28 protein-coding genes are annotated in these 25,267 nt (G+C 61.6%); 8 read left to right on the forward strand and 20 right to left on the reverse strand.

Annotated features, from left to right (window positions below; translation table 11 throughout):
* Positions 1–31 precede the first annotated feature (31 nt).
* The 5 genes from dapB to ACUVTU_RS07060 form a co-directional block, all read right to left on the reverse strand.
* Complete coding sequence (dapB, locus tag ACUVTU_RS07040; protein ID WP_445889252.1) at positions 32–835, reverse strand: 4-hydroxy-tetrahydrodipicolinate reductase; 804 nt, start codon at positions 833–835, stop codon at positions 32–34.
* Between the two features lie 219 nt (positions 836–1,054).
* Positions 1,055–1,324, reverse strand: coding sequence for a YlmC/YmxH family sporulation protein (locus ACUVTU_RS07045; protein ID WP_445889253.1), 270 nt, complete (start codon positions 1,322–1,324; stop codon positions 1,055–1,057).
* An 11-nt stretch (positions 1,325–1,335) separates the two neighbouring features.
* Complete coding sequence (locus ACUVTU_RS07050; protein WP_445889254.1) at positions 1,336–1,665, reverse strand: hypothetical protein; 330 nt, start codon at positions 1,663–1,665, stop codon at positions 1,336–1,338.
* Between the two features lie 287 nt (positions 1,666–1,952).
* On the reverse strand, positions 1,953–3,212 hold the full coding sequence (locus ACUVTU_RS07055; protein ID WP_445889255.1) for a M16 family metallopeptidase: 1,260 nt from the start codon (positions 3,210–3,212) through the stop codon (positions 1,953–1,955).
* 118 nt (positions 3,213–3,330) lie between these two features.
* A complete protein-coding gene (locus ACUVTU_RS07060) occupies positions 3,331–4,068 on the reverse strand; it encodes a polysaccharide deacetylase family protein (RefSeq protein ID WP_445889256.1) in 738 nt (245 codons plus the stop codon).
* A 164-nt stretch (positions 4,069–4,232) separates the two neighbouring features.
* On the opposite strand from ACUVTU_RS07060, the gene sigK reads away from it, so the two are divergent.
* From sigK to aroB, 8 genes are all read left to right on the forward strand, one after another.
* Positions 4,233–4,943 carry an RNA polymerase sporulation sigma factor SigK gene (gene sigK, locus ACUVTU_RS07065; RefSeq protein WP_445889257.1) on the forward strand — a complete coding sequence of 237 codons (711 nt, stop codon included), beginning with the start codon at positions 4,233–4,235 and terminating at the stop codon, positions 4,941–4,943.
* A gap of 71 nt (positions 4,944–5,014) precedes the next feature.
* Positions 5,015–5,890, forward strand: coding sequence for a precorrin-6A reductase (cobK, locus tag ACUVTU_RS07070; protein WP_445889258.1), 876 nt, complete (start codon positions 5,015–5,017; stop codon positions 5,888–5,890).
* Entirely contained in the window at positions 5,826–6,377 is a 552-nt protein-coding gene (gene mobA / locus ACUVTU_RS07075; RefSeq protein ID WP_445889276.1) for a molybdenum cofactor guanylyltransferase, read from the forward strand. The genes cobK and mobA overlap by 65 nt, the downstream gene beginning before the upstream one ends.
* Before the next feature lie 3 nt (positions 6,378–6,380).
* Positions 6,381–6,893: a YqeG family HAD IIIA-type phosphatase gene (locus ACUVTU_RS07080; protein ID WP_445889259.1), complete on the forward strand. Its 513-nt coding sequence runs from the start codon at positions 6,381–6,383 to the stop codon at positions 6,891–6,893.
* Positions 6,894–6,899: 6 nt separating this feature from the next.
* Entirely contained in the window at positions 6,900–7,811 is a 912-nt protein-coding gene (gene aroE, locus ACUVTU_RS07085; protein ID WP_445889260.1) for a shikimate dehydrogenase, read from the forward strand.
* Positions 7,812–7,827: 16 nt separating this feature from the next.
* Complete coding sequence (aroC, locus tag ACUVTU_RS07090; RefSeq protein ID WP_445889261.1) at positions 7,828–8,997, forward strand: chorismate synthase; 1,170 nt, start codon at positions 7,828–7,830, stop codon at positions 8,995–8,997.
* Positions 8,994–9,560 (forward strand): shikimate kinase, encoded by a 567-nt coding sequence (locus ACUVTU_RS07095; protein WP_445889262.1) that lies wholly within the window; start codon positions 8,994–8,996, stop codon positions 9,558–9,560. The genes aroC and ACUVTU_RS07095 overlap by 4 nt, the downstream gene beginning before the upstream one ends.
* On the forward strand, positions 9,538–10,638 hold the full coding sequence (aroB, locus tag ACUVTU_RS07100) for a 3-dehydroquinate synthase (RefSeq protein WP_445889263.1): 1,101 nt from the start codon (positions 9,538–9,540) through the stop codon (positions 10,636–10,638). Before ACUVTU_RS07095 ends, aroB begins: the two co-directional genes overlap by 23 nt.
* Here the strand turns inward: aroB and lgt are convergent.
* The 15 genes from lgt to alaS form a co-directional block, all read right to left on the reverse strand.
* Entirely contained in the window at positions 10,633–11,400 is a 768-nt protein-coding gene (gene lgt / locus ACUVTU_RS07105) for a prolipoprotein diacylglyceryl transferase (RefSeq protein WP_445889264.1), read from the reverse strand. The two genes, aroB and lgt, sit on opposite strands and share 6 nt — an antisense overlap.
* 59 nt (positions 11,401–11,459) lie before the next feature.
* The gene (gene trxA / locus ACUVTU_RS07110; protein WP_445889265.1) at positions 11,460–11,777 is read right to left on the reverse strand and encodes a thioredoxin; all 318 of its coding nucleotides are present in this window, start codon (positions 11,775–11,777) and stop codon (positions 11,460–11,462) included.
* 84 nt (positions 11,778–11,861) lie between these two features.
* Positions 11,862–12,062, reverse strand: coding sequence for an FmdB family zinc ribbon protein (locus ACUVTU_RS07115; RefSeq protein WP_445889266.1), 201 nt, complete (start codon positions 12,060–12,062; stop codon positions 11,862–11,864).
* 22 nt (positions 12,063–12,084) lie between these two features.
* Positions 12,085–12,303: an indolepyruvate ferredoxin oxidoreductase subunit alpha gene (locus ACUVTU_RS07120; RefSeq protein ID WP_445889267.1), complete on the reverse strand. Its 219-nt coding sequence runs from the start codon at positions 12,301–12,303 to the stop codon at positions 12,085–12,087.
* An 80-nt stretch (positions 12,304–12,383) separates the two neighbouring features.
* Complete coding sequence (locus ACUVTU_RS07125) at positions 12,384–13,151, reverse strand: helix-turn-helix domain-containing protein (protein WP_445889268.1); 768 nt, start codon at positions 13,149–13,151, stop codon at positions 12,384–12,386.
* 101 nt (positions 13,152–13,252) lie between these two features.
* Positions 13,253–14,959, reverse strand: coding sequence for a peptidoglycan D,D-transpeptidase FtsI family protein (locus ACUVTU_RS07130; RefSeq protein WP_445889269.1), 1,707 nt, complete (start codon positions 14,957–14,959; stop codon positions 13,253–13,255).
* A 62-nt stretch (positions 14,960–15,021) separates the two neighbouring features.
* Positions 15,022–16,251, reverse strand: coding sequence for a peptidase U32 family protein (locus ACUVTU_RS07135; protein ID WP_445889277.1), 1,230 nt, complete (start codon positions 16,249–16,251; stop codon positions 15,022–15,024).
* Between the two features lie 92 nt (positions 16,252–16,343).
* A complete protein-coding gene (mltG, locus tag ACUVTU_RS07140; RefSeq protein WP_445889270.1) occupies positions 16,344–17,345 on the reverse strand; it encodes an endolytic transglycosylase MltG in 1,002 nt (333 codons plus the stop codon).
* 82 nt (positions 17,346–17,427) lie between these two features.
* A complete protein-coding gene (locus ACUVTU_RS07145; RefSeq protein ID WP_445889271.1) occupies positions 17,428–18,195 on the reverse strand; it encodes a hypothetical protein in 768 nt (255 codons plus the stop codon).
* A gap of 156 nt (positions 18,196–18,351) precedes the next feature.
* On the reverse strand, positions 18,352–19,854 hold the full coding sequence (locus ACUVTU_RS07150) for a VanW family protein (protein WP_445889272.1): 1,503 nt from the start codon (positions 19,852–19,854) through the stop codon (positions 18,352–18,354).
* A gap of 162 nt (positions 19,855–20,016) precedes the next feature.
* Complete coding sequence (locus tag ACUVTU_RS07155; RefSeq protein WP_445889273.1) at positions 20,017–20,331, reverse strand: DUF1292 domain-containing protein; 315 nt, start codon at positions 20,329–20,331, stop codon at positions 20,017–20,019.
* Positions 20,332–20,466: 135 nt separating this feature from the next.
* Positions 20,467–20,883 carry a Holliday junction resolvase RuvX gene (ruvX, locus tag ACUVTU_RS07160; protein WP_445889278.1) on the reverse strand — a complete coding sequence of 139 codons (417 nt, stop codon included), beginning with the start codon at positions 20,881–20,883 and terminating at the stop codon, positions 20,467–20,469.
* Positions 20,884–20,897: 14 nt separating this feature from the next.
* Positions 20,898–21,842: an aldo/keto reductase gene (locus ACUVTU_RS07165; RefSeq protein ID WP_445889274.1), complete on the reverse strand. Its 945-nt coding sequence runs from the start codon at positions 21,840–21,842 to the stop codon at positions 20,898–20,900.
* A 162-nt stretch (positions 21,843–22,004) separates the two neighbouring features.
* Positions 22,005–22,262 (reverse strand): IreB family regulatory phosphoprotein, encoded by a 258-nt coding sequence (locus ACUVTU_RS07170; protein ID WP_445889275.1) that lies wholly within the window; start codon positions 22,260–22,262, stop codon positions 22,005–22,007.
* A 135-nt stretch (positions 22,263–22,397) separates the two neighbouring features.
* On the reverse strand, positions 22,398–25,037 hold the full coding sequence (gene alaS, locus ACUVTU_RS07175) for an alanine--tRNA ligase (protein ID WP_445889279.1): 2,640 nt from the start codon (positions 25,035–25,037) through the stop codon (positions 22,398–22,400).
* Between the last annotated feature and the right edge of the window lie 230 nt (positions 25,038–25,267).

Here is a 25,267-nt window from a genome sequence, read left to right on the forward strand (position 1 = left end):
CCGCCCGGAATTGCTGTGCCGGAACAGCCGGTCAATCCTCCAGAATTACTTTCTCCAGCCCGTAGACCATCTCCTTAAGTTCCATCACCCGGCGGATGGCCAGCTGCACGCCGGGCATGAAGGATTCCCGGGAAATGGAGTCGTGCCGGATGGTCAACGTCTGCCCCAGGCCACCGAAGATGACCTCCTGGTGGGCCACAAAACCGGGCAGGCGCACGCTGTGGATGCGGATACCGCCGCTGAATTCGCCCCCACGGGCGCCTGGAATTTTTTCCACTTCGGCGGGCAACCCCTGCACAAAATCGCCCCGCCGGGCGGCGATCAGCTCAGCGGTCTTGATGGCCGTGCCCGAAGGAGCATCCAGTTTCTGGTCATGATGCAGTTCGATAATCTCGCAGTGGGGAAAATATTTGCTGGCCGCTACGGCGAACTGCATCATCAAGATGGCCCCGATGGCAAAATTGGGCGCAATAATGCCTCCCAACTTCTTTTCCGCCGCCAGGCGGGAAAGCCGCTCGATATCCGCTGCGGCCAGGCCGGTGGTACCCACCACGGGGCGCACTCCGGCCTGCAGGGCCAGCTCCACATTGCCGGCCACACTGCGCGGCGTGGTAAAATCCACCATGACGTCGGGCGAGTAGCGCTTCAAGGCTTCAGCCAGGTCGGCCTCCACCACCAGCGACAGCTCGGCCAGACCCGTCAGGGCCGCGGCGGACTGTCCGGCTGCCACCGGGTCCACCGCCCCTACCAGCACCATATCATCAGAATGAAAAACCGTCTTGAGCACCTCCCGGCCCATACGGCCGGCGGCACCACTTACCAGCACCTTGATCATTTTGCGCAAACCTGCTGCCAGACCGGCAGTCAGGCTATAGCCCCCTCTCTGTTACAATTTACCGGCTAACATTCTGTATACAGCACACAGCATTCACAAATACCGTGCTGGCGGTTCTGGCACCGCTCAAGCACGGTATAATTTTAATTTTTATACAATGGCCATATTATGTCAAGGAAAAAAGCAAAACAAAAGGCCACAGCAAAAACTGCCACGGCCTTACGCGGGATAACGGCGAAAATTCATGCTGGTCTGGTCCAGATCCACAATGATCACTTCCCGGCCGATTTTACGTACCGCTTCCCAGGGAATGACCATATGCTGTTTATCCAACCAGAAATTCAGCAGGTTGCTGCGCCGGGGCAAAATGATGGCCCGGATGCGCCCGCTGCTGATGTCAATATCCAGGTCGCTTTCCCCCACCACTCCCAGACGGGCTCCGTTCTGAAAGTTGATAATTTCCTTGCCAGCCAGTTCCACCATACGCATAAAGCCGCCTCCTAGCTGCGCTTAATCAGGCGCAGGACAAAGGGCTGCACCAGAGCCAGGGCAAAGGAGACCGCTGCCACCGGCTCGACCGACAGGCTGAGCACCTGCACCCGGGTGGGCAAATCTAGCTCCAGGAAGGAGAAAAACACCATCAATGACAGATAAATGCCCCCGGCCATGCCAATCAGGTTGGTCAGTGCCTCGGAAAAAGGTGACGCCTGACTGCTCTGTTCGTCCCACCCCTTTTTGCTGCGCAAGATGCGCAGCCGCACCCGCTCCCGCAGGGAAAGGCCCACCAGGGCCAGCACGAACAGCAGCGACAGGACAAAGGTCCACGACATCCTTAGGCCCACCTCCCACAAACTACCAAATCCTGGTTGCGCCAATATTACAGCGTTATTGCATCGGGTGTGCCTTGCCTTAAGCGAACCCGTCTGGAGTACCGGCTGTAGCACATGAAAGCCAGCTCAATGGCGAGCATTGCCCATGCTCGCACAAAATAGTCCCGGCCGCGACCGAGCCGCTGGTGCTGCCCGGTCCAATTCGGGTGAGCGCAGGATGCACAGCCGGCGGGTCGCCATACCCGCCAGTAACGCTGTTACAGATTAATATGAGAGGTGGGACAGGTTTATGCCTGACCAAGCATCTGCTCCAGCAGCCGGCAATCGTCCCAGGGACCGATCAGGGCCAGCGAGAAGGCCTCTGCCGGCAGTTTCTCCTGAGCCAGTCGCACAATATCTTCCTCGGTAACCTCCTCCACCCGCTGCACAATCTCGTCGGGCAACACCACCTTGCCCAGGTAGAGCTGGGACTTGCCCAGGCGGCTCATGCGCGTGTTCACACTCTCCAGACTCAGAAGCAGGTTGCCCTTGAGCTGATCCTTGGCCCGGCGCAGTTCCTCGCTCTTGATCCCGCCCTGGCGGATGTCGTTTATCTCCTTCATGATCAGCTCCAGGGTAGCCGGTACATTTTGCCGGGAGAGGCCAGCATAGACGCAGAACAGCCCGGCATCGTGGTAGGAGCTGTGGTATGAATAAACCGAATAGACCAGACCGCGCTGTTCCCGGATGCTCTGGAACAGGCGGGAGCTGATGCCGCCCCCCAGGATGGTGTTGATCAACTGGTAGACATATACCTGCTCATGATCCAGGGGCAGTCCGGGTGCTCCCACACACAGGTGTACCTGCTCGGTATCCTTGTTGCGGCAGTTCACCTGCCGCCGCGGCAGGGGGGGAATCAGCCGGCGCTGCTGTTTTTCGCCCCGGCGGCCGGTGAAATACCGGACTATTTTCTCCACCACCCGGTCGTGGTCAATATTGCCGGCCACTGCCACAATCATGTTTTCCGGCACATAGTAACGGTGATAGTATTCCAGAATATCTTCCCGGCTCAATTGGGCAATAACCTCACTGCGCCCGATAATGGGCCGGCCCAGCACATGTCCCTGCCAGATGGTGCTGGTGAACATATCGTGCACCAGCTCGTCGGGAGCATCTTCGTACATTTTGATCTCTTCCAGAATGACGTTGCGTTCCCGGTCAATATCCGCCGCCTCCAGGCGGGAGGCAAAAATCATATCGGTCAGCACGTCCAGAGCCAGGTCGATGTGTTCATCCAGCACCCGAGCATAGTAACAGGTATATTCTTTGGTGGTGAAGGCGTTGAGCTGGCCGCCCACCGCATCCAGGGCTTCGGCAATCTGCCGGGGGGTACGCTTGGCCGTGCCCTTGAACATCAGGTGCTCAATAAAGTGGCTGATGCCGGCCACCCGGTCCTCCTCATCCCGCGATCCCAGGTTGACCCAGACCCCGATGGCCACCGAGCGGACATGGGGGATATCTTCGGTTAACAACTGTACACCGTTGTCCAACAGCGTGGTTTTAATCATGTCTGCTTCAATTCCTCCTCAAACTGGTTACCTGACGTATTATACCATACTTTTCCCTTCCGCTATACAGCTCCACCGGCAAACATTTCCCCCGGCGAACCGGCCGACTGAAGCGCCATCAGCGGTTTTCGTCATCCCGCTCTCCTCCCGGCCGGTGCTGCAGCAGCTGTGACACTGTTACTGGCAGATACCCTCTGGCCCGCAGGCCGCTGATCATCCCGGGCAGGGCCTGCACAGTGGGGGCGGTGGGGTGCATCAGGATGATCGCCCCGTTGTGCACTTTATCCAGCACTCGCCGGGTAATCACCTGGGGAGACGGGCGCTGCCAGTCGATGGTATCCACCGACCACAGGATGGTGGTGTAACCCAGTTCCCGCGCCGCGTCCAGCACTGCTTTTCCCCTCTCGCCATAAGGGGGAGCATAGAGCCTGGTGCGCACACCGGTAGCCCGGTATATTTCCTCTTCCGCCCGCTGGATCTCGCGCTGATTGGCTTCCCGGGACAACCGGTCGGGATAGGGATGAGAGTAACTGTGGTTGCCCACCTCGTGCCCGGCCCGGGCAATGTTCCCGGCCAGCTCGGGAAACTTCTTCACCCAGCTGCCCCCCAGAAAAAAGGTGGCCCGCACATTGTATTTTTGCATAATATCCAGCATGGCCGGCAAATATTCCTCGCCCCAGAAAACATTTACAGTCAGGGCCACATAGGGTGTGCCTGGATCACCGCTGTACACCGGCGCACCGGCCGGCCGGACCGCATACCAGCACCTTCCGCAAATAAACGCCCCCGCAAGCCCCGCCAGGAACAGCAAAATTATTTTCCCCACCCGGTAACGGTCCCATATGTAAACGCGCATATCCGGGACGCCCCCTTCACCCCTGTTTGTTAAATCAGTATGCCGGAAGGGGCCGGAAAAGAAGCGGCGGGAAAATGGCGCCCGGGGCAAACAGACAGGCACCGATAAAACAGGCCGTCCATACTATGTAAGCAATGAGCGGGAAGGGAGGCTGCAAACACTCCATGCTGGCCAGTATCTGGACACTGTTTACCCTGTTCACCGGCGGCCTGACCCTGCTGGTTTCCTATATCACCACCAACGCTTTCCCCCACCCTCTTTCGGAAGAGGAAGAAAGCCGCTACATCGAGAAAATGCGGCAGGGTGACCGGGAATCGCGCGATATATTAACCAGACACAACCTGCGTTTGGTGGCCCATGTGGTAAAAAAATTCGACCTGAGCAGTGAAATGACCGACGATCTGATCTCCATCGGCACCATCGGCCTGATGAAAGCGCTGGACACCTACCGGCCGGACAGGGGCACCCGCCTGGCCACCTACGCCTGCCGCTGTGTGGAGAATGAAATCCTGATGTTTTTGCGCAGCAACAAGAAGAACCGCAGCGAGGTTTCTCTCTACGAAACAGTGGGAATGGACAAAGAAGGGAACGAAATCATCCTGCTGGACATTCTGGGTACCCACAGTGAAGTTGTCGCCGAACTGGTGGAAAACAAGCTGGAACTACAAAGGCTGCTGGAACTGGTGACCTCTCTGCCCGACCGGGAGAGAAAAGTACTGGAAATGCGCTTCGGGCTAACGCCGGCCGGAGTTAGAACCCAGCGGGAAATCGCCCGGGAGCTGCAAATATCCCGATCCTACGTTTCCCGGATTGAAAAACGGGCGATCAAGCGGCTGGTGGAAATGCTGGCCGGGGAAAACCCGGTGAAAAAATGAGCTGCGGCAGGAAATCGCCCGCCGGGAGAGAAGCTTATTATGATTACGAACCGGACAGGCGTGGTGATAAATTGCTCCTGCTTATTTGCGGTACGGGAGAATCCTTTGCCCTGATCAGCTTTCTGCAACAACACGGCTACCAGGTGGCGGCGCTCCCCCGCACGGGCTACGGCGGCCAGCTGGCCAGCCGGGCCGATCTGGTACTGGAGAGCTGGGCCGACGGGCTGAAATTGCTGGAACAAGGACAGGTTACTGCTGTAATCGACGCCACTCACCCCTCCAACGGCGAGCAGGTGCAGATGCTGACCCGCACCGCCGCAGACAGCGGTATTGCCTTTTGCAGTTTTCAGCGGCAGGAAACCCCCCTGCCGGAAAGCCCGCTGGTCGTGCCGGTCTACTCCTGGGAGGAAGCCGTCCAGCAGGCGGCCGCCAAAAGCGGCAACATTTTCCTCACCACGGGCAGCCACAACCTGGAACTGTTCGTCAAAGCCCCGCAGCTAAAGGGACGGCGGATCATCGTGCGGGTGCTGCCCCAGCACCAGATTATCAAGAAATGCCAGGACCTGGGGATACTACCCCGCGACATCGTGGCCATGCAGGGGCCTTTTTCCGCCCGCTTCAACCAGGCCATCTTTCAGGCTTACCGGGCCGGTGTGGTGGTCACCCGTGACAGCGGGACGGCCGGTGGCACCGAAAACAAGATTAAAGCGGCCCGGGCCCTGCAAATACCGGTTATATTAATAAAAAGGACTATCAGCAGCAGTCCGCAACCCGCTGTCTACACGCCGGCCGAGTTGCTGGACTGGCTGGCGAGGAGGAAACATGGACCAGCAACTGGCGGAGATCAGCGGAGTAATCCTGGCCGGCGGCAAAAGCCGGCGCATGGGGCAGAACAAGGCCAACCTGGTGGTCCGGCAGCGGAGCCTGCTGGACATCATGATGGATAAAATGAAAAGTGTCTTCCAGCAGGTTATGCTGTCCGGCAGCCAGGCCACCGCCTACAACACCGGCCTGCCGGTGCTGGACGACCTTTACCCCGGCTGTGGGCCGCTGGCCGGCATTCACGCCGCCCTCAAGCAGACCGGCGGGCGGGGGGTATTCGTCATCGGCTGCGACATGCCCCTGGTGCCCACCGCTTTGATCCGCTACATCTGCGGCCACCATGACGCCGATATTGTGGTGCCCCGGCTGGGCGACTACCTGGAGCCGCTGTGCGCTGTTTATAACAATAACTGCCTGCCTGTAATTGAACAGGCCCTTAAGCAGGGCCAGTACAAAATTACCAGTTTTTTTCCCCGGGTACGGGTAAAATATGTAACCGCAGAGGAAATTTCCCGCTTCGCCCCACCGGAAGAAGCGTTTTTCAATATCAACACTCCGGAGGACTGGGCCCGGTTCTGCGCCCTCTATCCCGAACTTTCCCTCAAGAGGTGAGCAATGCTTAATCTGCTTTTTCCCCGGCAGTATGTGACCTCGGTACTGCAGATCAATCTGGACGATCTGGAAAGGCGCGGCATCAAAGCCCTGCTGTTCGACCTGGACAACACGATCGTGCCCCGCGATCAAAACCACCTGCCGGCGGACATCATCGCTTTTTTTCACCGGCTGTCCCGGCGCGGTTTCAAAGCCTGCCTGGTTTCCAATAATTACCCGGAACGAGTGGGCCCTCTGGCCGGCCAGCTGGGTATCCCCACCATCCACAGAGCCATCAAACCGCGCAAGAAACCCTTCCGCAAGGCCATGCGCCTGCTGGGCGTGACCCCGCAGCAAACTGCCGTGGTGGGCGATCAAATTTTCACCGACATCCTGGGCGGCAACCGGCTGGGCCTGTACACCATTCTGGTCACTCCCCTGCCCGGCAAAGAGTACTGGGCCACCCAGCTGATCAGCCGCCGTCTGGAAAAAATTGTGCTGGCCCTGTACCGCCACCGCCTGACTGGCAGGAGGTGATCATCCATGCCCGGCACCATTGATGGCCAAACCAGAGTAACCGGGCTGTTCGGCTATCCGGTAAAGCATACCCTCTCCCCGGCCATGCACAACGCCGCCTTCGACCAGGCCGGTCTAAACTGGGTCTATGTAGCCTGGCCGGTCAAACCGGAGGCCCTGGCCGGTGCTCTGTCCGCCGTAAGGGCCCTGGACATGCCCGGTGTCAACCTGACCATCCCCCACAAGGAGGCCGCCGCCGCCTACCTGGATGAACTGGACGGCCTGGCCCGCCTGACCGGTGCCGTAAACACCGTGGTCAACCGGGAGGGCCGGCTGGTGGGCTACAACACCGACGCACCGGGCTTCACCCTTTTCTTGCAGCGCGATCTGAACTTTCCTCCCGCCGGCAGACGGGCCATCCTGCTGGGTACCGGCGGTGCCGCCCGGGCCGTGGCGGCAGGCTTGCTGCAGGAGGGGCTGGACTTTCTCTGGCTCAGCGGGCGCAGCCGGGAAAAGAGCCATCAGCTGGAAAATGAGCTGGCCTACCATTTTCCGGGCCGCACGGCCACGCTGCCCTGGTACGACGCCGGTGACCGGGCGGCCGGCGCAGCCTGGGCCACCGCCCTGCGCTCGGCCGGGCTGGTGGTTCAAACCACGCCCCTGGGCATGTCCCCCTGCATTGATGCCCTGCCGCCTTTCCCCTTTGAGCTGCTGACGCCTGGCCATCTTGTGGTGGACATTGTTTACAACCCGCCCCGCACGCTGTTTTTGCAAAAGGCCGCCGCCCGCGGGGCCCGAGTGGAAAACGGGCTGGGCATGCTGCTCTACCAGGGCGCCCTGGCCTGGGAACTGTGGACCGGACGGACGGCCCCCGTCCCGGCCATGCGCCGGGCCCTGCAGAGCAGTCATCAGTCGTCAGACTTCGGACTTCAGAAATAAAAGGAGATGGCCAACCATGCTGCGCTTTTTAACCGCCGGAGAATCGCACGGGCCGGCCCTGCTGGTTATCGTGGAAGGACTGCCGGCCGGCCTGCCTCTGGCAACCGATTACATCAACCGGTTTTTAACCCGCCGCCAGCACGGCTTCGGGCGGGGCGGCCGCATGAATATAGAGCAGGACACTATCACCATTCTGGCCGGAGTGCGCGGTGGACGCACCCTGGGCAGCCCGCTGGCCCTGCAGATCGCCAACCGGGACCACAGCAACTGGGCCGCAATTATGTCTCCGGCCCCGGACGCCGATCTGGATTCCCGCCGGGTGACCGCGCCCCGTCCCGGCCATGCCGATCTGGCCGGAGCGCTCAAATACGGCCATAGCGACCTGCGCAATGTTCTGGAAAGGGCCAGTGCCCGGGAGACGGCAGCCCGGGTAGCCGCCGGCGCGCTGGCCGCCGCTCTGCTGGAAGAACTGGGCATTCAGATTGCCGGACAGGTGACCGGAATCGGCCCGGTTTCCATCTCCCCGCTCCTCCTGCCGCCACCCGAACTGCGCCGGAAAGTGCAGACCTCCGCTCTTTTCTGCGCCGACCCCGGGGCGGAAAAAGCTATGATTCAGGCCATTGAACAGGCTCGGGAACAGGGCGACACCCTGGGCGGCACCTTCGCCATCACGGTCAGCGGCCTGCCGCCCGGGCTGGGCAGCTATGTCCACTACGACCGGCGCCTGGACGGCATCCTGGCCGCCGCCCTGATGAGCATTCCGGCCATCAAAGGGGTGGAAATCGGTGCCGGCTTTAACGCCGCCCGGCTGCCCGGATCGCAGGTGCATGACGAAATCTTTTATACACCGGAGCGGGGTTTTTACCGGCGCACCAACCACGCCGGCGGTCTGGAGGGAGGCATGACCAACGGCGAACCGCTGCTGCTCCAGGCGGCCATGAAACCCATCCCCACCCTGATGCGGCCGCTGCGCAGTGTGGAATTTAGCACCGGGGAACCCGTGGCCGCCAGCCGGGAACGCTCCGATGTCTGCGCCGTGCCGGCCGCCTGCGTGGTAGGCGAGGCCGCCGTGGCCTGGGAAATCGCCCGGGTGGTACTGGAGCAAACGGGCGGCGACACCTGGGAAGAAATAACCGCCCGTTTTGCCGGCTACCGCCGGCGTACCGGAGAGAGGAACCAGCTATGAACACACCCGAGGACAAAACCAACATCGCCCTGCTCGGCTTCATGGGCAGCGGCAAGACCACTGCCGGCAAACGGTTGGCCCGGCGGCTGCACAGGCAGTTTCTGGATACCGACCGGATGATTGAAGAGCTGCTGGGCCTGACCGTGCGGGAGATCTTCCGCAAATATGGCGAGGCCCGCTTCCGGGGCGAGGAAGCGCTGCTCATCAGCAAGATGGCGGCCGCCACCCGCCATGCCGTCATTGCCACCGGCGGCGGTGTGGTATTGAACCCGCAGAATATAGAAAATTTAAAAAGGAGCAGCTGGCTGATCCTGCTGGACCCGCCTCTGGAGCTGCTCCTGAAACGACTGACTGGAAAGAAGAACCGGCCATTGCTCAGCACCGGGCCCGACCCGGCGACCACAGCCGCCCGCCTGCTGGTCCAGCGCCAGCCCCTCTACCGGGCCGCAGCCGAGATCGTCATTCCGGTGGAAGCCGGGGAAAACGCCGACGACACGGTAGCAAAAATCATCCACCAGCTACAAATGAGAGGTATCATTTATGCGGACAACCATCACCGTTGAACTGGGCCCGCGCCGCTATCCCATCCACATCGGCCGTCACCTGCTGGGCGAAATCCCCCGGCTGCTGGCCCAGACCGGCACGGGAAGCCAGCTCATGCTGGTGACCAATCCGGCTGTGCACGATCTGTACGGGCGCTCTCTGGCCGATGCGCTCACCCGGGCTGGATACCGGGTAGCCACCGCCCTTGTTCCGGACGGCGAACAGGCTAAATCGCTGCAGCAGGCCGCCGCCCTGTACGATGCCGCCTTTGCCGCCCGGCTGGACCGCCAGAGCGCCGTCCTGGCCCTGGGCGGCGGCGTGGTGGGCGACCTGGCCGGTTTTTTCGCCGCCACCTACCTGCGCGGCCTGCCCTTCATTCAGCTGCCCACCACCCTGCTGGCCCAGGTGGACAGCAGTGTGGGCGGCAAGGTAGCCATCAACCACCCGGGCGCCAAGAACATCATCGGCGCTTTCTACCAACCCCGCCTGGTGGTGGCCGATCTGGCCACCCTGTCCTCACTGCCCCGGCGCGAAATCGGCACCGGGCTGGCCGAGGTGATCAAGTACGGAGTTATTGCCGACGGGGAATTTTTTGCCTGGCTGGAACAGAATATGCTCCGCCTGGTTCAGCTGGACCCGGCCGCCCTGGCCGTAGCCGTGGAAAAATCCTGCCGGATCAAGGCCCGGGTGGTGGGCCAGGATGAACGCGAACAGGGACAGCGGGCCATCCTGAACTTCGGCCACACCGCCGGACACGCCCTGGAAGCGGTGACCGGCTACGCGGTTTACCGGCACGGCGAAGCCGTGGCCATCGGCATGATGGTGGCCGCCCGGCTGGCCGTGGCGCTGAGTATGATGGACCTGCCGCAGGCCCGGCGGCTGCAGCGCCTGCTGCAAATGGCCGGCCTGCCGGTGACACTGCCGGAAGGCATCGCTGTGGAGGACCTGATTACAGCCATGCAGCACGACAAAAAGATCATCTCGGGCCGCCTGACCTTTGTCCTGCCCGCATCCTTCCCCGGTCACGTTGTCCTGCAGCACATCACCGACTTCGCCCTGCTGGCTGACGTTTTGCGGGCCAGCCGCTACGAGCTATAGCTTGCTGTTCCGGCGGCGCAAATAGAGCATCAAGCCCAGCGCCACCGCCGCGGTGAGCAGCGAGGTCACCTGGGCGGTTTTCAGCCCACCGGCCAGCAGCAGGCTGTCGGCCCGCCAGAACTCCAGCCCGAAGCGCCCCAGCGCGTACAGAATAAAATACAGGGTGGTCAAAAAGCCGGGAAAGCTGGGCCGCCGGTCCACCAGCAAAAGCAGCCCCATGGCCAGCAGGTCGTATCCCGCTTCCAGGAGCTGGGTGGGCACCAGGGGCTGGGCGCCCAGGGCGGCATACGCATCGGTGCCGGGCGGGAAAACCACCCCCAGCGGTCCGCGGGTGGGCAGGCCAAAGCAGCAGCCGTTTAAAAAACAGCCCAGCCGGCCGATGGCCTGCCCCAGCAGCACGCCGGGAGCCATGATATCGGCCAGGCGCCAGAAATCCATGCCGTGTTTGCGGGTGTACCAGTACACCACGGGGACGGCACCCAGAATACTGCCCTGCACGGACAGGCCGCCCCGCCAGATAGCCAGTATCTCGCCCGGGTGCTGGCCGTAGTAAGACCAGCTGAACACCACTTCCCAGAGGCGGGCCCCCAGCAGCCCCGCCACCGTCACATAGAGCACCAGATCCCAAATAGCCTCCGGGTGGTAGTTGCGGCGCCAGGCCCGCCAGTAAGCCAGGGCCGTGCCGGCCAGAATGCCCAGCACCATCAACAAGCCGTAGGAATATACCGTCAAGGGGCCCCAGGATACCAGTATGCGGTGCATAGCTCAAAACCCCCTTGAAAAATTTGCACCCCTTCCAGCAGGAAGGGGCCTGCATAATTTTATAAGAGTTCATCCAGTTTTTTGGCCAGCACAGATTTGGCGGTAACGCCCACAATCTGTCCGGCTACCTTGCCTTCCTTGAAGAAAAGCAGACTGGGTATGCTCATGATTCCGTACTGTCTGGCCAGCCCCTGGTTGTTGTCCACATTCACCTTGGCCACTTTGGCTTTGCCGGCATATTCCGAGGCCAGCTCATCAATCACCGGAGCCATGGTCCGGCAGGGTCCGCACCAGGGCGCCCAGAAATCCACCAGCACAGGCTGGGCGGACTGCAGCACTTCCGCCGCAAAATTGCTTTCATTGAGTTCCAGAGCCACTCTCATCTCTCCTTTTAGTTATAATTTTGGGTGGGACGTTCACGATCGGCAAGCCAGGGCCGCCGGCCCGGCAGCTTAAACCCCTCACCCACCGCGCCAGCCGCCGGCCGGTGGCTGACAGGCCGAGCCGCCCTCTTTGCTCAAAACCGCACAGGCGGAAATAACCCGCTGCACTTCTTCCCGGGAGCCGCAGCGGGGGCAGACCGCCCGGTCCCGCATTTCCATGGGCATGAGCAGGGTGAAATCATGCCCGCACTTACGGCAAACGTACTCATAAATCGGCACAGGCCACAACACCTCCCCGCAATCAGCCCGCCGCTACAGTATTATTCTCCCCGGTGCCGGCATCGCTTAACCCGCCCGTAATGGCACCATTGGGACAAACAAACAAACACTCTTCGCACTCATCGCAGCGGACCGGTTCAATGGCCGCCCTTTTGGGCAGCAGGACAATGGCCTCCCGGGGACAGACACCGGCGCAGGCCCCGCAACCTTTACACAGATCGGGCACAATGTAGAACGCCATCTTTGTCCACCCCTCCAGCCCTTTTTTCCTATAATAATACAAGCCGGTTTCGCCAACAATTAAATTATTCTTAATTTTTCCTAACTGAGCTCGGAGCGTTTGAAGAGCTGGATGAAATTGAGCACAAACTGCAGCTCTTTCTCATTCAGGTTGCAGATCAGGTTGAGCACCGCCTGCACATTGGGATGCATGAGCAGTTCGCGCAGCTCCGGGTTCATCAGGCTGAGCATCTGATCCACGGCTCCGGGCTCCATGATGAAGTAGCAGGGGGACACGCCCATCACTTCGGCCAGCTTTTCCAGCGTCTTCAAAGATGGCTGCACCTTGCCCTGTTCAATCTGGCCGATCAGCCCGGCGGTCACGCCGGCCAGATTGGCCAGCTGGGCCTGGGTCAGACCGTACTCCTCCCGGAGCGCCTTCAATTTGTGGCCCAGCGAGCCTTCATGGCCCATGACCGCGGCCGGCGGCACCCCCAGCGCTTCCGCAATGCGCTTTAAAGTATTGAGTGCCGGGTAAACCGTACCCCGCTCAATCTCGCTCAGATAGGACAGCGATATACCGGCCTGGCTGGCCAGATCCTGCAGGGACATATTTTTCTCGGTGCGCATCAGGCGGATTTTATCCCCCAGGGAAAGCCCGCTGTCGGCCAGGTCACCTTCAATAAGCTGGGTCTTGGAAACATTGAGCGCCGCCGCCAGCTTGTCAATGGTCTTCAAAGAGGGCCGCTTGGAGCCCCGCTCGATTTCGCTCAAGTAAGACAGGGAAAGATTGGCCCGCCGGGCCAAATCCTGCAAGGTGTAGCCTCTTTCTTCGCGCAGGGCGCGAATCTGCTCACCTTTCACCAGCATAATGTACACTCCCACATTTAAATTATACTATTATCCTACTATACTTTCACTAAGCAGTCAATAAGCACCATTTTCACAAGGCCGCCGGAAAACTGCCGCCGTCAGCGCGCCACCAGCCGGGCGGCAATTTCCCGGAACAGCGGGGCAGCCGTTTCACCGCCACTTTTTCCCCCGGCCACCAGCACCACAATTACATAGCGCGGCTGCTGCAGCGGAGCATAGCCGGCAAACCAGGCATAAACATCCTGCCGTCCCGCCACCTGGGCCGACCCGGTCTTGCCCGCGCTGCCCAACCCCGGCAGCCAGGCTTCCCGCCCCGTACCCCGCTCTGTCACCGCCTGCATCATCTCCCGCACCGCCGCCGCCGTGGCCGGACTGATGGCCTGCTCCGGACGTCCCGCAGGCAGCCGGTGCTCCCGTCCCGCTTCGTCCAGCAATGCGGCAACCAGCCGGGGAGGACGCCAGACTCCATCATTGACCAGGGCCGCTACGGCTGCTGCCACCTGCAGGGGCGTCACCAGCACCGGCCCCTGTCCCACACTGCTGTTGGCCAGGTTGTACGGCCGGGCGATGGCCGCCAGATCCTGGCGGGAATCGACAGGGTAGTTATAACCGGTCAGCACCTGCCGGTCCAGACCCAGCGCGCGGGCATAGCGAATAATTCCGTCCGCTCCCAGCCGCCGGCCCAATTCTACAAAAACCGGGTTGCAGGAATTGGCAAAAGCCTGCTGCAGCGTCTCCCACCCGTGACCGGCCCCATACCAGCAGCGCACCGGCCGGGCCCGGGCGCCGTCACAGAAGAACTCGCTGTCGGGGCGGGCCACCCCTTCCTGCAGCGCAGCCGCCAGCACCACGATCTTGAACAGCGAGCCGGGAGGGAACAGGGCCAGCGCCCGGTTGATATAGGCGCCTTCCGCCGTGCTGCCGGTTTCCGGCAACCGCACGGCACCCGGCCGGGGATCGAAGGCCGGGCGGGAAGCCATGGCCAGCACATCGCCGCTGCGGGGGTCCAGCACCACCACCGCCCCCGCGGTCACATGTTTATCCATGACCTGCTCCACCACGGCCTGTACCCCGGCGTCCAGAGTGGTCAACACGGCCGGCCCGGGCGGGGTGTCCGCCCCCGCCTGCACCTGCACCGGGAGAGCCGACAGCTGGCGCTGCCGGGCATCGTGCCAGAAGCGGGCCGCTGCCGGTTCCCGGCGCCCGTGCAGCCAGCCCTCATAAACCGCCTCCAACCCCTGCCGGCCCACATAATCCTCCAGTGTATAAGCAACGCGGCTGCCGCGCTCAAACTTCTCCAGCTCATCCAGGCCGGTCACCCGGCCCAGATAACCGGTCAGGTGCACCGCCAGCGGACGGGGACCATAACGCACCCGGTAGGGTGCCACCAGCACACCGGGCAAAGCAAGGTCCGCGATCCGGGCAGCCTGATCCGGCCGCAAATCCCACTGTCCCACCCCGCCCCGTTCCAGACAGGCCCGCACCGCCGCCGGCGGCGCGTTCAGGATTGGTGCCAGCCGGGCCACCGCTCCCTCTTTATCCTCCAGCAGTGCCGGAAAAACCACCAGCCGGCTGGTCCAGAACCCCCCGCTCAGCGACCGGCCGTACCGGTCCAGAATCTCTCCCCGGGGATACTGTTCCAGCACATAACCCGTGGTCTGGAGAGCCAGCGCCCGGCGGGCCAGCTCCAGTCCCTGCACTATCTGCAGATAATAAAGCCGCCCAACCAGAAATGCAAAAAAAATGGCCAGGATTGCTCCCGCCAGTGCCATTCTGGTCTGCGGTTTCTCCCTGACCTGCCTCAAATCTGTTCCCCTCCGGCCCGGCTGGCATATCTATCCACCAGTCTTGCCCCAAGAGGGCTGTTTTAGACCTGCTGCACCGCCCGCCGCAGCAAGGAAAAGGGCGGCAGCTCAAAAGGCACTTCCATCCAGACCTTCTGGCAGGGGTGGGGAGCTGCCTCGATCCGCTCGCCGGTTGCGGCATCATACATAACCGCCAGCTGAAAATCACGCACCGTACCATCCGGCAGGAGCACCTCTAGCTCCTGGCCACAGGCAAAGGGATTGCGCTGCTGTACCAGCGCCCGGCCGTACCGCGCCTCGAACTCCCTGACCAGCCCCACAAAGGTGTACGGCCGGCGGTAGATGTTTTCCAGGGCATGGTGCTGTGCTCCAGGATCTCCGCCCGGCAGAAACCCGCTGGTATAGTCGCGGTTGCTCACCTTGCCCAGTTCTTCCAGCCAGCGGGGCAGCACCCGAAAAGCCGCCGGGTCCCGCCAGCAGCTGTCGATGGCCTGCCGGTAAACCGCCACCACGGTGGCCACATAGTGCACGCTCTTCACCCGTCCCTCGATTTTCAGGCTATCCACGCCGGCGGCCATCAGCTGCGGCAGGTAAGGCAAAAGGCACAGATCGCGCGAGCTTAGAATGTAGCTGCCCCGCTCATCCTCAAAAACCGGCAGGTATTCCCCCGGCCGCTTCTCCTCGCAGAGCGCATAGCGCCAGCGGCAGGCCTGGGCGCAGTCGCCCCGGTTGGCGTCCCGCCCGGTCAGGTAGTTGCTGAGCAGGCAGCGGCCGGAATAGGCCATGCACATGGCCCCGTGCACAAAGACCTCCAGCTCCACGTGGTTTTCCCGGCGGATTTCCCGGATCTCGTCCAGGGAAAGCTCCCGGGCCAGCACCACCCGCCGCACTCCCTGCCCGGCCCAGAAGCGTACCGCCCGGCTGTTGGTGGTGTTGGCCTGCGTGCTCAAATGCACCGGCAGGTCCGGCACCACCTCCCGCGCCAGAGCCAGCACCCCCGGGTCGGCCACAATCAGAGCGTCGGCCCCGGCCTCCCGCACCGCCCGCAGATAGGCCGGCAGCTGCCTTAAATCGCTCTGATGGGCAAAAATGTTCACGGCCACATACACCGCCACACCGTGGCGGTGGGCAAACTCAATGCCCCGGCGCATTTCCTCCGGGCCGAAGTTGCCGGCCCGTGCCCGCAGGCTGAAAGACGAGCCGCCCAGATAAACGGCATCGGCACCGTAGAGCACGGCGGCCTGCAGCTTTTCCAGGTCGCCGGCCGGTGCCAGCAGTTCAGGTTTGCGCAATTTGGACACGCTCATCACACCATCATCAGAAAGTATGTTTTTCACCTGCCGTCTGCGGCAGATCTTGCGGTACCGGCCCACCCTGCGGTCCGCTACGGCTGGTACAGCCGCCTGTTGCGTTCATGGGTGGCCAGGTCGGCGGCAAAAGCGTGGCTGCCGTCGGGCCGGGCCACGTAATACAGGTAGTTGGTGCTGGCCGGCTGCGCCGCGGCCAGCAGCGAGGCCCGGCCGGGCATGGCAATGGGACCGGGCGGCAACCCTTTGTACCGGTATGTATTATAAGGCGAATCCACCTGCAGATCCTTATAGTAGACCTTTTCTTTATGCCGGCCCAGGGCGTAGAGCACCGTGGCATCCACCTGCAGCGGCATGCCCCGGTGCAGGCGGTTATAGATCACTCCCGCGATCAGCGGACGCTCGCTGTCCAGCCGCGCCTCTTTCTCCACCAGCGAGGCCACCGTTACCAGCTGATGCAGGGTAAGGCCCCGCCGGGCCGCCTTTTGCTCCAGGCCCAGTTCCCGGTTCACCTGATCAAAACGCTGCAGCATGGCGGCGATCATTTCCCGGGGAGGCATGTCTGCGCTGAACAGGTAGGTGTCGGGAAATAAATACCCTTCCAGCCGGCGCATCCCGGCCGGCAAATCACGCAGATAAGGCCGGGACACCTCCCCCCGGCTCACCTGCTGCCAGAAAGCGGCCGGCGCCACACCCAGCTGCCGCTGCAGCAGGGCGGCAATCTGGGCCAGAGTATAGCCCTCGGGAATGGTGATCGCCACCTGCGTGTTGGAACCGCGTACCAGTTGCCCGGCAATCTCGGGCAGGGACTGACCGGTGGACAAAACATAATAGCCCGCTTGGAGCCGCTGTTCCAGATTGTACACTCTGGCATAGAGCACAAAGGCGTCCACCGACCGGATCAGCCCGGCCTCCCGCAAAAGCACCGCCACCTGCCGCCCGGTAGAGTGCTCCGGTACGCGTACCCGCACCGGCCGGCCCGGGTTATCCACCGGCCCCAGCAGCAGCCGCCAGCCGGTTCCGGCCAGCAGCACTACCAGCAACAGGGCCAGGAAAATTTTTATTTTGCCTCGACTCACCAGTCTGCTATTTTGCCCGCTCATAAATCCATTATAACATAAAAAAACCTCCTGCACGGCTTCAGGAGGTAAAATGCCTCGCCTAGGCGGGGGGAGAAACATTGCTCTGGGAAGTCACCTTGAGCATCTGGCTTTTTTGCTGGCCCTGTTCCAGCAAATAGCCGGGCTCGTGCAGGCGGCGCACCACCTCGTCCAGCACCAGATCCAGGTGAATACCCTGGGTGGCCACCACCGAGATGATCGGTTTGTGCCGGTAAATGCGCCTTAATAGCTTGATGGTGGTGGAAGCCACGTCGCGCGGTGTTTCGTCAATTTTGGTCACCACGATGATGTCGGCCTCGTCCAGCAGAATATTGCCCTGCTCCATGATAATCTCGCTCTTCACCCCGGCCGGAATGACCGCCAGCAAAATATCGGCCAGCTGCCGGCATTCGGGCGCCTTGTAGCCATCGTTGATGCCCACGGCTTCAATGAGCACCACATCGGGCAGGGCGGCTATCGCCGGGATATCCCGCTGGGAAAGGTTGCCCAGCTCCAGCACGGAACGCACCTTGTTCAGTTCGTCCAGCGCCCGGCGGGCGTGCTGGATTAGACGGTTTTTTTCCTTGATTTTGTTGATGTGGTCCGAGATCACCCTTTCCAGATCGCTGACCACGTCGCGACCGGGTTCGGGGATGGCAATGGTCAGATAGGTCACATCTATGCCTTTCAAAATATAGGGCTTTTCGTCCTGTATCCCCGATCCCACTGCCAGAGGCTGGTACTCCCGGCTCTTCAAACCCCGATAAAGCTCCCCCAGAATTGTGGACTTACCACTGTCGTTGCGGCCGCAAATGACAATTTTTTTCATCTGGCAGCAGCCCCCCAAACTTTCCTCAACAGGCGCTCAGCGCTCTACAGCATATTTATGCCGGGAGCTGTGCCAATATTACCGCTACTTCCCGGGAGTTGCAGGGGCTTTCAGCCGGACTTCCCGGTTATTGCCCAGGGAGGTTCCCACCAAACGCTACGGCCCCGCCGGCGGCACCAGCCCGCCCTGTCCGCCGGTACCGGTCCCGTCCGGCACCCCGCTGTCCGGACTTCCCGTTTCAGCGGGTGCCGGTACCGCCCCCGCGCCTTCACCCGGCTCAGGGTTCTCCGCCCCGGCAGCCCGGGCCGGCCCCGTGCCCACCAGCACGATCTTGTTCATGGGCCGGTACAGACTGCCCGGCAGCGGTTCCACGCGGGTTTGCCCATTTTCATAAATCACCCGCTCCGCCGCCACCCGATAGCCGGGCTGGCCTTCCTGTTTCACCTTTTGCACACCGCGGGGCAGTGTGGGATCCTGCTCATAGACCACCTGGGGCGGGAAAACCTCCAGCACTCTGGTGCGCACGCTGATCTGCTTGCGGTACTGGCGGTTGCCGTATATTTTTACAGTTAAAGAACCGCTCCCGGTAAAGGTTTTCACCAGTACATGATGGGGTGTGCTGTTGCGAAAGACAAAATCAATGTATCCGTAAGTCACCGTAGCATCCCGCCCCGGCGGCACATAGGAAACCGGCAGGGAGTGGTTGCTGCGCCGCACGATCTCCAATCCGGCCAGCAGGGCGGCGTTGTACAGCGTGGAACTGACCTGGCAGACCCCGCCGCCCAGACCTTCCACAAACTCATTGCCCACAATCACTTTGGCGTTCTTGTAACCCGCTTCCGAACTGCGCGGCCCCACCACCTGGTTGAAGGAAGACGTCCCCCCCGGCGGCAGCAGCAGATTATCCAGGGCCGCGGCAGCAATGCGGATATTGTAAGACCGGTCGGCCTGGGCAGCATCAAAACGGGTGGTGAAAGAGGCCAAAAGACCGTTTAAACCATAGCTCTCCACCTGGGCGGTGGTCACCCGGGGCGGCGCCTCCACCAGCACCAGCTCAATGGGCCGGTTGGTATATCCCTCCTGCAGTTCCTTTTGCAGGTCGGCCAGCACCCGTTCCCGGTCAATTCTTTTACCCGAGCGGCCGGGAATAATCTCAATAGTATCATCGCTGCGCACCCGAAAGGAAGCATCCTGCGGCGGCTCGGCGATTTCCCGGCCTATTTCATCCAGCTTTTGCTGCAGCCTGCTTTCATCAAAAGAAAGGCGCGGAGCTATCTCCACACCCTCCCGGGCCACCCGGCGCTGCACCAGGTATCTATCCCATAGATTTCCTTCATGCCCCACACGCAGCGCCTGTTCCACCATGGCCCCGGCCTGCAGCCGGACGCCCAGCTCCCGGGGTTCCACCGGCCAGTTGTGCTGGCCATGCCTGAACACCAGCGGCCGGGCCAGCAGCTCCCGCTCCCGGGCCAGCAAACGGGCCAGAGCCTGCGGGCGGGTCAGTCCGGCAAAATCCTCACCCATCACCCGCACCCCGGGCACGATTCTATCCGCAGGTACCAGCACCTGTTTGAGGTACAGATAACCCGCCCCGGCCAGCAAAACCGCCCCCAGTAGAAAAGCCAGCCCTCCCATCAACCAGAACCTTTGCCTGGCCAACGCCCCATGCCCCCTTTAAAAGCCATCCAAAGCAAAGACGCCGTCCGGGGGACTTTTGTTCCCGCCGGGCAGCCCGGCCACCCGCCGGAAGAAAAAAGCCGGCTTCTGGCGTTCCCTGAACCGGGAACCCCGTACCGGCTTGTTTTCCGTCAGCTATGTCTTTTAGTGCAGCTCTTCCTCATCCTCCAGCAGCTCCTGCCAGGCATCGGCCACCTTTTCCCATTCCTCGTCGTCTTCAATATCCTTCAGGATGTCATTGCCGAACTCGTCCTTGTCAAACTTGAGAATGATGGCCTCCTCGGCTTCCTCATCACCCTCCAGCACCGGCACCAAAATGGCATACCGGGAACCATCCACCTCTATTTCTTCCAGAAGAATAAAATCTTCTTCTTCCCCGTTTTCATTGATCAGGGTGATGATTTCCTCTTCTTCCGCACAGCCGCAACCGCAGCCGCACTCGTGTTCATGCTCGGACAACAAAGATCACCTCTTTAACACAAGTTGACGGTATTTTATACCATAACGCCCCGGCTGTCAAGCAAAGAGAAGCTGCTGCCATCACTTATATTTTGTCCCTGTACCCGCCCGGATAACCGGCCCGCAGCCCAAATTTCAGCTGCGGGCCTGCCGGTCCAGAAAGCCCTGCAGGATGTAGACCGCCGCCAGCTTGTCCACCACTTTTTTGCGCCCCCGCCGGCTGACATCGGCCCCCAGCAGGTGTTTTTGCGCCGCCACGGTGGAAAGGCGCTCATCCCACAGATGCACGGGCCGGCCCAGCCGCTCCCGGAGCAGCGCGGCGAACTGCTGCACCATCTCGGCCCGGGGGCCCAGGCTGCCATCCATATTTTTGGGCAGGCCCAGCACAAACTCCTCCACCTCGTATTGCTGCACCAAAGCGGCCAGCTGCTGCAGGTCACCATCCAGATCCCCACGGCGCAGTGTAGTTACACCCTGGGCCGTCCAGCCCAGCGGATCGCTCACCGCCACACCGATGGTCTTGTCCCCCAGATCCAGGCCCATAATACGCAAAGGCATCGCTCTCCTCAGATAATTTTAAGGCACATTTCGGGACAGGCCGCCCCGCAGTAGCCGCACAGGCGGCAGCGCTCCCGATCCACCACAGCCCGCCCGTCCACCAGCTGGAGGGCCCCGGCACTGCAGGCCGCCACACAGCGGCCGCAGCCCTGGCACCAGTCCTCCACCAGCAGGCGCCGGCGGGTGTGGCGCAGTTGCCGGAGCAGTCTTTCAGGTACCGGCCGGCCGCTAAAGAGAGCCAGGTTGCACTCCACCTCGGCGGTACTCTGCATGCCCACCGCCACAGCGGCGATTTCCGGCCGGCCCAGCACAAACTCCAGAGCCGCCGGCACATCGCCCAGCAGGTGGCCGCCGCCCAGCGCCTTCATGGCGTATATACCCTTGCCCCGGTCCACCGCCAGCTGGATGGCCGCCAGCATCTCCGCGGGCGTACCGTCTTTAATGCCCACTCCAGCGCGGTTGAAAATGGGGTGGATAACCTGAATTTCGGGTATGACGGCGGCCGCCCGCACTGCCGCCACACTGTGGGTGGATATGCCGATGCAGCGCACATAGCCGGCAGCCACGGCATCCAGCAAAAATTCCACCGCCGGCCAGTGACCGCGAATGGTTTGCTCCTCCTGCTCGTGCAGCAGAAAAATGTCTACATAATCCGTACCCAGTTCTGTGAGGGCTTTTTCCACACTCCGGCGCATACCCTCATAGGTGTAGGCGTAAGACTTGCTGGCAATGATCACACTCTGACGCCGGCGCCGCACCGCCTGCCGAATATAGGCATAGGTCTGGTAGAGCTCGGCCGTGTCGATAAAATTCACCCCGCCGTCCAGAGCGGCCTCCAGTACGCGCACCCCCTCCGCCAGGGGCAGGGCGGCCTGCAGCGGACCGATGGTCAGCGCACCGAAACACAACCGGGATACGGTCAGGCCGGTCTGGCCCAGAGACCGGTACTGCAAATTATCACCCGCTTTTCGGTTACTATACCCGAACATCCCGCCCGCCGCACTCCGCCGGAATGATCCGGCGCGCGCGGTGCAAAGTGCGGCCCGGCATAGTGGCCCGCCTCACCCCGCACGCCGCAAAGCAAACGCCCTGGCAGAGCAGGGCGGACCAAGGCGTCACTTTTCCAGGTAATTTTTTAAAAGCTCTTCCATAATCTCATCGCGTTCCAGCCTGCGGATCAGGCTGCGGGCATTGTTGTGACTGGTAATATAGGCGGGATCACCGGACAGGAGATAACCCACAAGCTGGTTAATGGGGTGGTATCCCTTTTGTTTCAAAGCCAGATAGACTGTCTGCATGATTTCCCGGACCGAAGAGACATCATCCCCCCGTACCCTGAACATCATGGTCTGTTCCATTTGCTCCCCGGACATGACCATCCCCCCCGATATTACCGGTGCACCCCGGTTTACGTGCTCCCGGGCGGCCCGGCAGCTCCGCAATGCGCTACATCCTGGTATTGTAATATATTCGTCCCGCGCCGGGATTTTCCTTTTAAAATTTGCGACTCAGGCGGTTTTTAGCTGTTCTCCCACCAGACGGCGGGCTTTGTCCAGCGCCTCATTGATCCGGGACAGGTCCTTGCCCCCGGCCTGGGCCATTTCGGGCTTGCCCCCGCCACCGCCGCCCAGCACGGCAGCTACCTCTTTGACCAGTTTACCCGCGTGCAGGCCACGGCCGGTAAGGTCTTTGGTCACGGCCGCCACCAGGTTCACCCGCTCGCCGGCCGGCGCAGCCAGCACAATCACCGCCGAACCCAAACGGTCGCGCAGCAGGTCCACCATGGCCCGCAGGCTGTCCATATCGGCCGCCGTAGCCCGGGCCGCCAGCAGCTTCACGCCGCCCACTTCCTGCACCTGGGACAGCAGTTCCTGCACTTCCAGCCTGGCCAGACGGGCGCGCAGGGTTTCGGTTTCCTTCTCCAGTTCCTGGTGCGCTCGGACCAGGTTCTCCACCCGCTGCACCACATCGTGGGCCGCCGCTTTGACCAGACGACCGATGCTCTCCAGCTGCGCTTCCTTCTCATACAGGTAGTGCAGGGCGCCGGCGCCGGTGACCGCTTCCACCCGCCGCAGGCCCGCCCCGATGGAGCTTTCGCCCAGCAGCTTGAACAGCCCGGCCTGGGAGGTGCGCTGCAGGTGGGTACCGCCGCACAGCTCAATGCTGTAGTCACCCATTTTGACCACCCGCACGGTCTGCCCGTACTTTTCCCCGAAGAGCGCCACCGCGCCCATGGCCCGCGCCTCCTCCAGGCCGGTCTCCAGCACTTCCACCGGCAGATCGGCCAGGATGGCCCGGTTGACCAGTTCCTCAATGCGCCGCATTTCCTGCGGGGTGAGTGCGGCATAGTGGGTGAAGTCAAAGCGCAGGCGCTCGGGTTCCACCAGCGAACCGGCCTGGTTGACGTGCTCGCCCAGCACCTCTTTCAGCGCCCGGTGCAGCAGGTGGGTGGCCGAGTGGTTGCGGGCCACCGCCGCCCGGCGGGCAGCATCCACTGTCACCTGCACAGCATCGCCCTCTTTGATCAGGCCGCTTTTCACCTTGCCTTTATGCACAATCAGCCCTTCCACCGGCCGGGTGACTTCGGTCACTTCCACCCGCACCTCGCCGGCCTCCAGGACAGCATGGTCGGCCACCTGCCCGCCCGACTCGGCATAACAGGGGGTTTGATCCAGCACCAGGTAGACATCCTCGCCAGCCGCCGCCCGGTCGGCCCGCTGGCCTTCCTTCACCAGAAAGAGCACTTTACCCTCGGCCCGCAGGGTCTGGTAACCGACAAAATTGGTTTCGCCATAGGTATCGCGCGCCTCGCGGAACAGAGTGTCCAGTTCGGAAATATACTCGGTCTCCTGCCGGGCACTGCGCGCCCGCTGCCGCTGCTCTTCCATGGCCGCGGCAAAACCGGACTCGTCCACGTCCAGCCCCTGCTCGGCGGCCATCTCTCTGGTCAGCTCCAGCGGGAAACCGTAAGTGTCGTACAACCGGAAAGCGTCCGGGCCGCTCAGCACGGTTCGCCCTTCCGCTCTGGCCCCGGCGATCATTTTGTTCAGAATTTCGGTACCCTGGGCCAGGGTCTCGCCAAACCGCTCCTCCTCGGTACGCACCACCCGGGTCACGTGCTCGCGGTGGGCCACCAGCTCGGGATAAACCTCGCCCATCTGGTCGATGATGGCACCGGCCACCCGGTACAGGAAGGGTTCCTGATAGCCCAGCAGGCGGCCGAAGCGCACGGCCCGGCGCAGCAGGCGGCGCAATACATATCCGCGCCCCTCGTTGGAAGGCAGCGCCCCGTCAGCCACGGCAAAGGTCACGGCCCGGCAGTGGTCGGCAATCACTTTCAGCGCCAGGTCACCGCGGGACGATGTGCCATAGGGCACGCCCAGGATACCGGCCGTAAAGTCCATAATTTCCCGGAACAGGTCGGTATCAAAATTGGAGGCCACACCCTGCAGCACGGAAGCCACCCGCTCCAGGCCCATACCCGTGTCAATGCCCTTGTTTTCCAGCGGTGTGTAATTGCCCTGCTCATCGCGGAAAAACTGGATGAAGACCAGGTTCCAGATCTCCAGGAAACGGTCGCAGTCGCAGCCCACACCGCATTCCGGACTGCCGCAGCCCCTTTCCTCACCCAGGTCGATGTATATTTCCGAACAGGGACCGCACGGCCCCACGCCAATCTCCCAGAAATTGGTATCCTTGCCCATGCGCACAATGCGCTCTGCCGGTACCCCCACCTGGTGGTGCCAGATGTCGAAGGCCTCGTCATCGTCCAGGTAGATGGTGATCCACAGTTTGTCCTCCGGCAGTTCCAGGTGCCGGGTGACAAATTCCCAGGCCCAGCCGATGGCTTCTTGCTTGAAATAATCGCCGAAGGAGAAATTGCCCAGCATTTCAAAGAAGGTGTGGTGACGGGCGGTCTTGCCCACCGACTCGATGTCCGGCGTGCGCAGGCACTTCTGGCAGGTGGTGATGCGCCGCACCGGCGGAATGGCCGCACCGGTGAAGTAGGGTTTGAAGGGAACCATGCCCGCCGCCGTCCACAAAATACTGGGATCGTTGACCGGGATCAGCGACGCGCTGGGATAAATCTCGTGCTGTCTGGAAGCGAAAAACTGCAAAAACCTTTCTCTGATCTCCTTGCCGGACATGCGTTTCAAGCTAATCACTCCAAAACCGGTTATTATGTGCAGGACATATGTTATAATTATACAAAAATTGTCTAATTAATGTCAAGAATCGGCTCTCCGGCCACAATTTACAGTTATCTGCATATTTATTAATTAATTGCCCAAAGTAGTGGTTAATGAACAGGCATGCCTGATAACATCCGTGATCTATTTACCATATATGTCACTTAATACCATTTATCTCCTGGGAA

The sequence above is a fragment of the Desulfurispora sp. genome, from assembly GCF_052744395.1.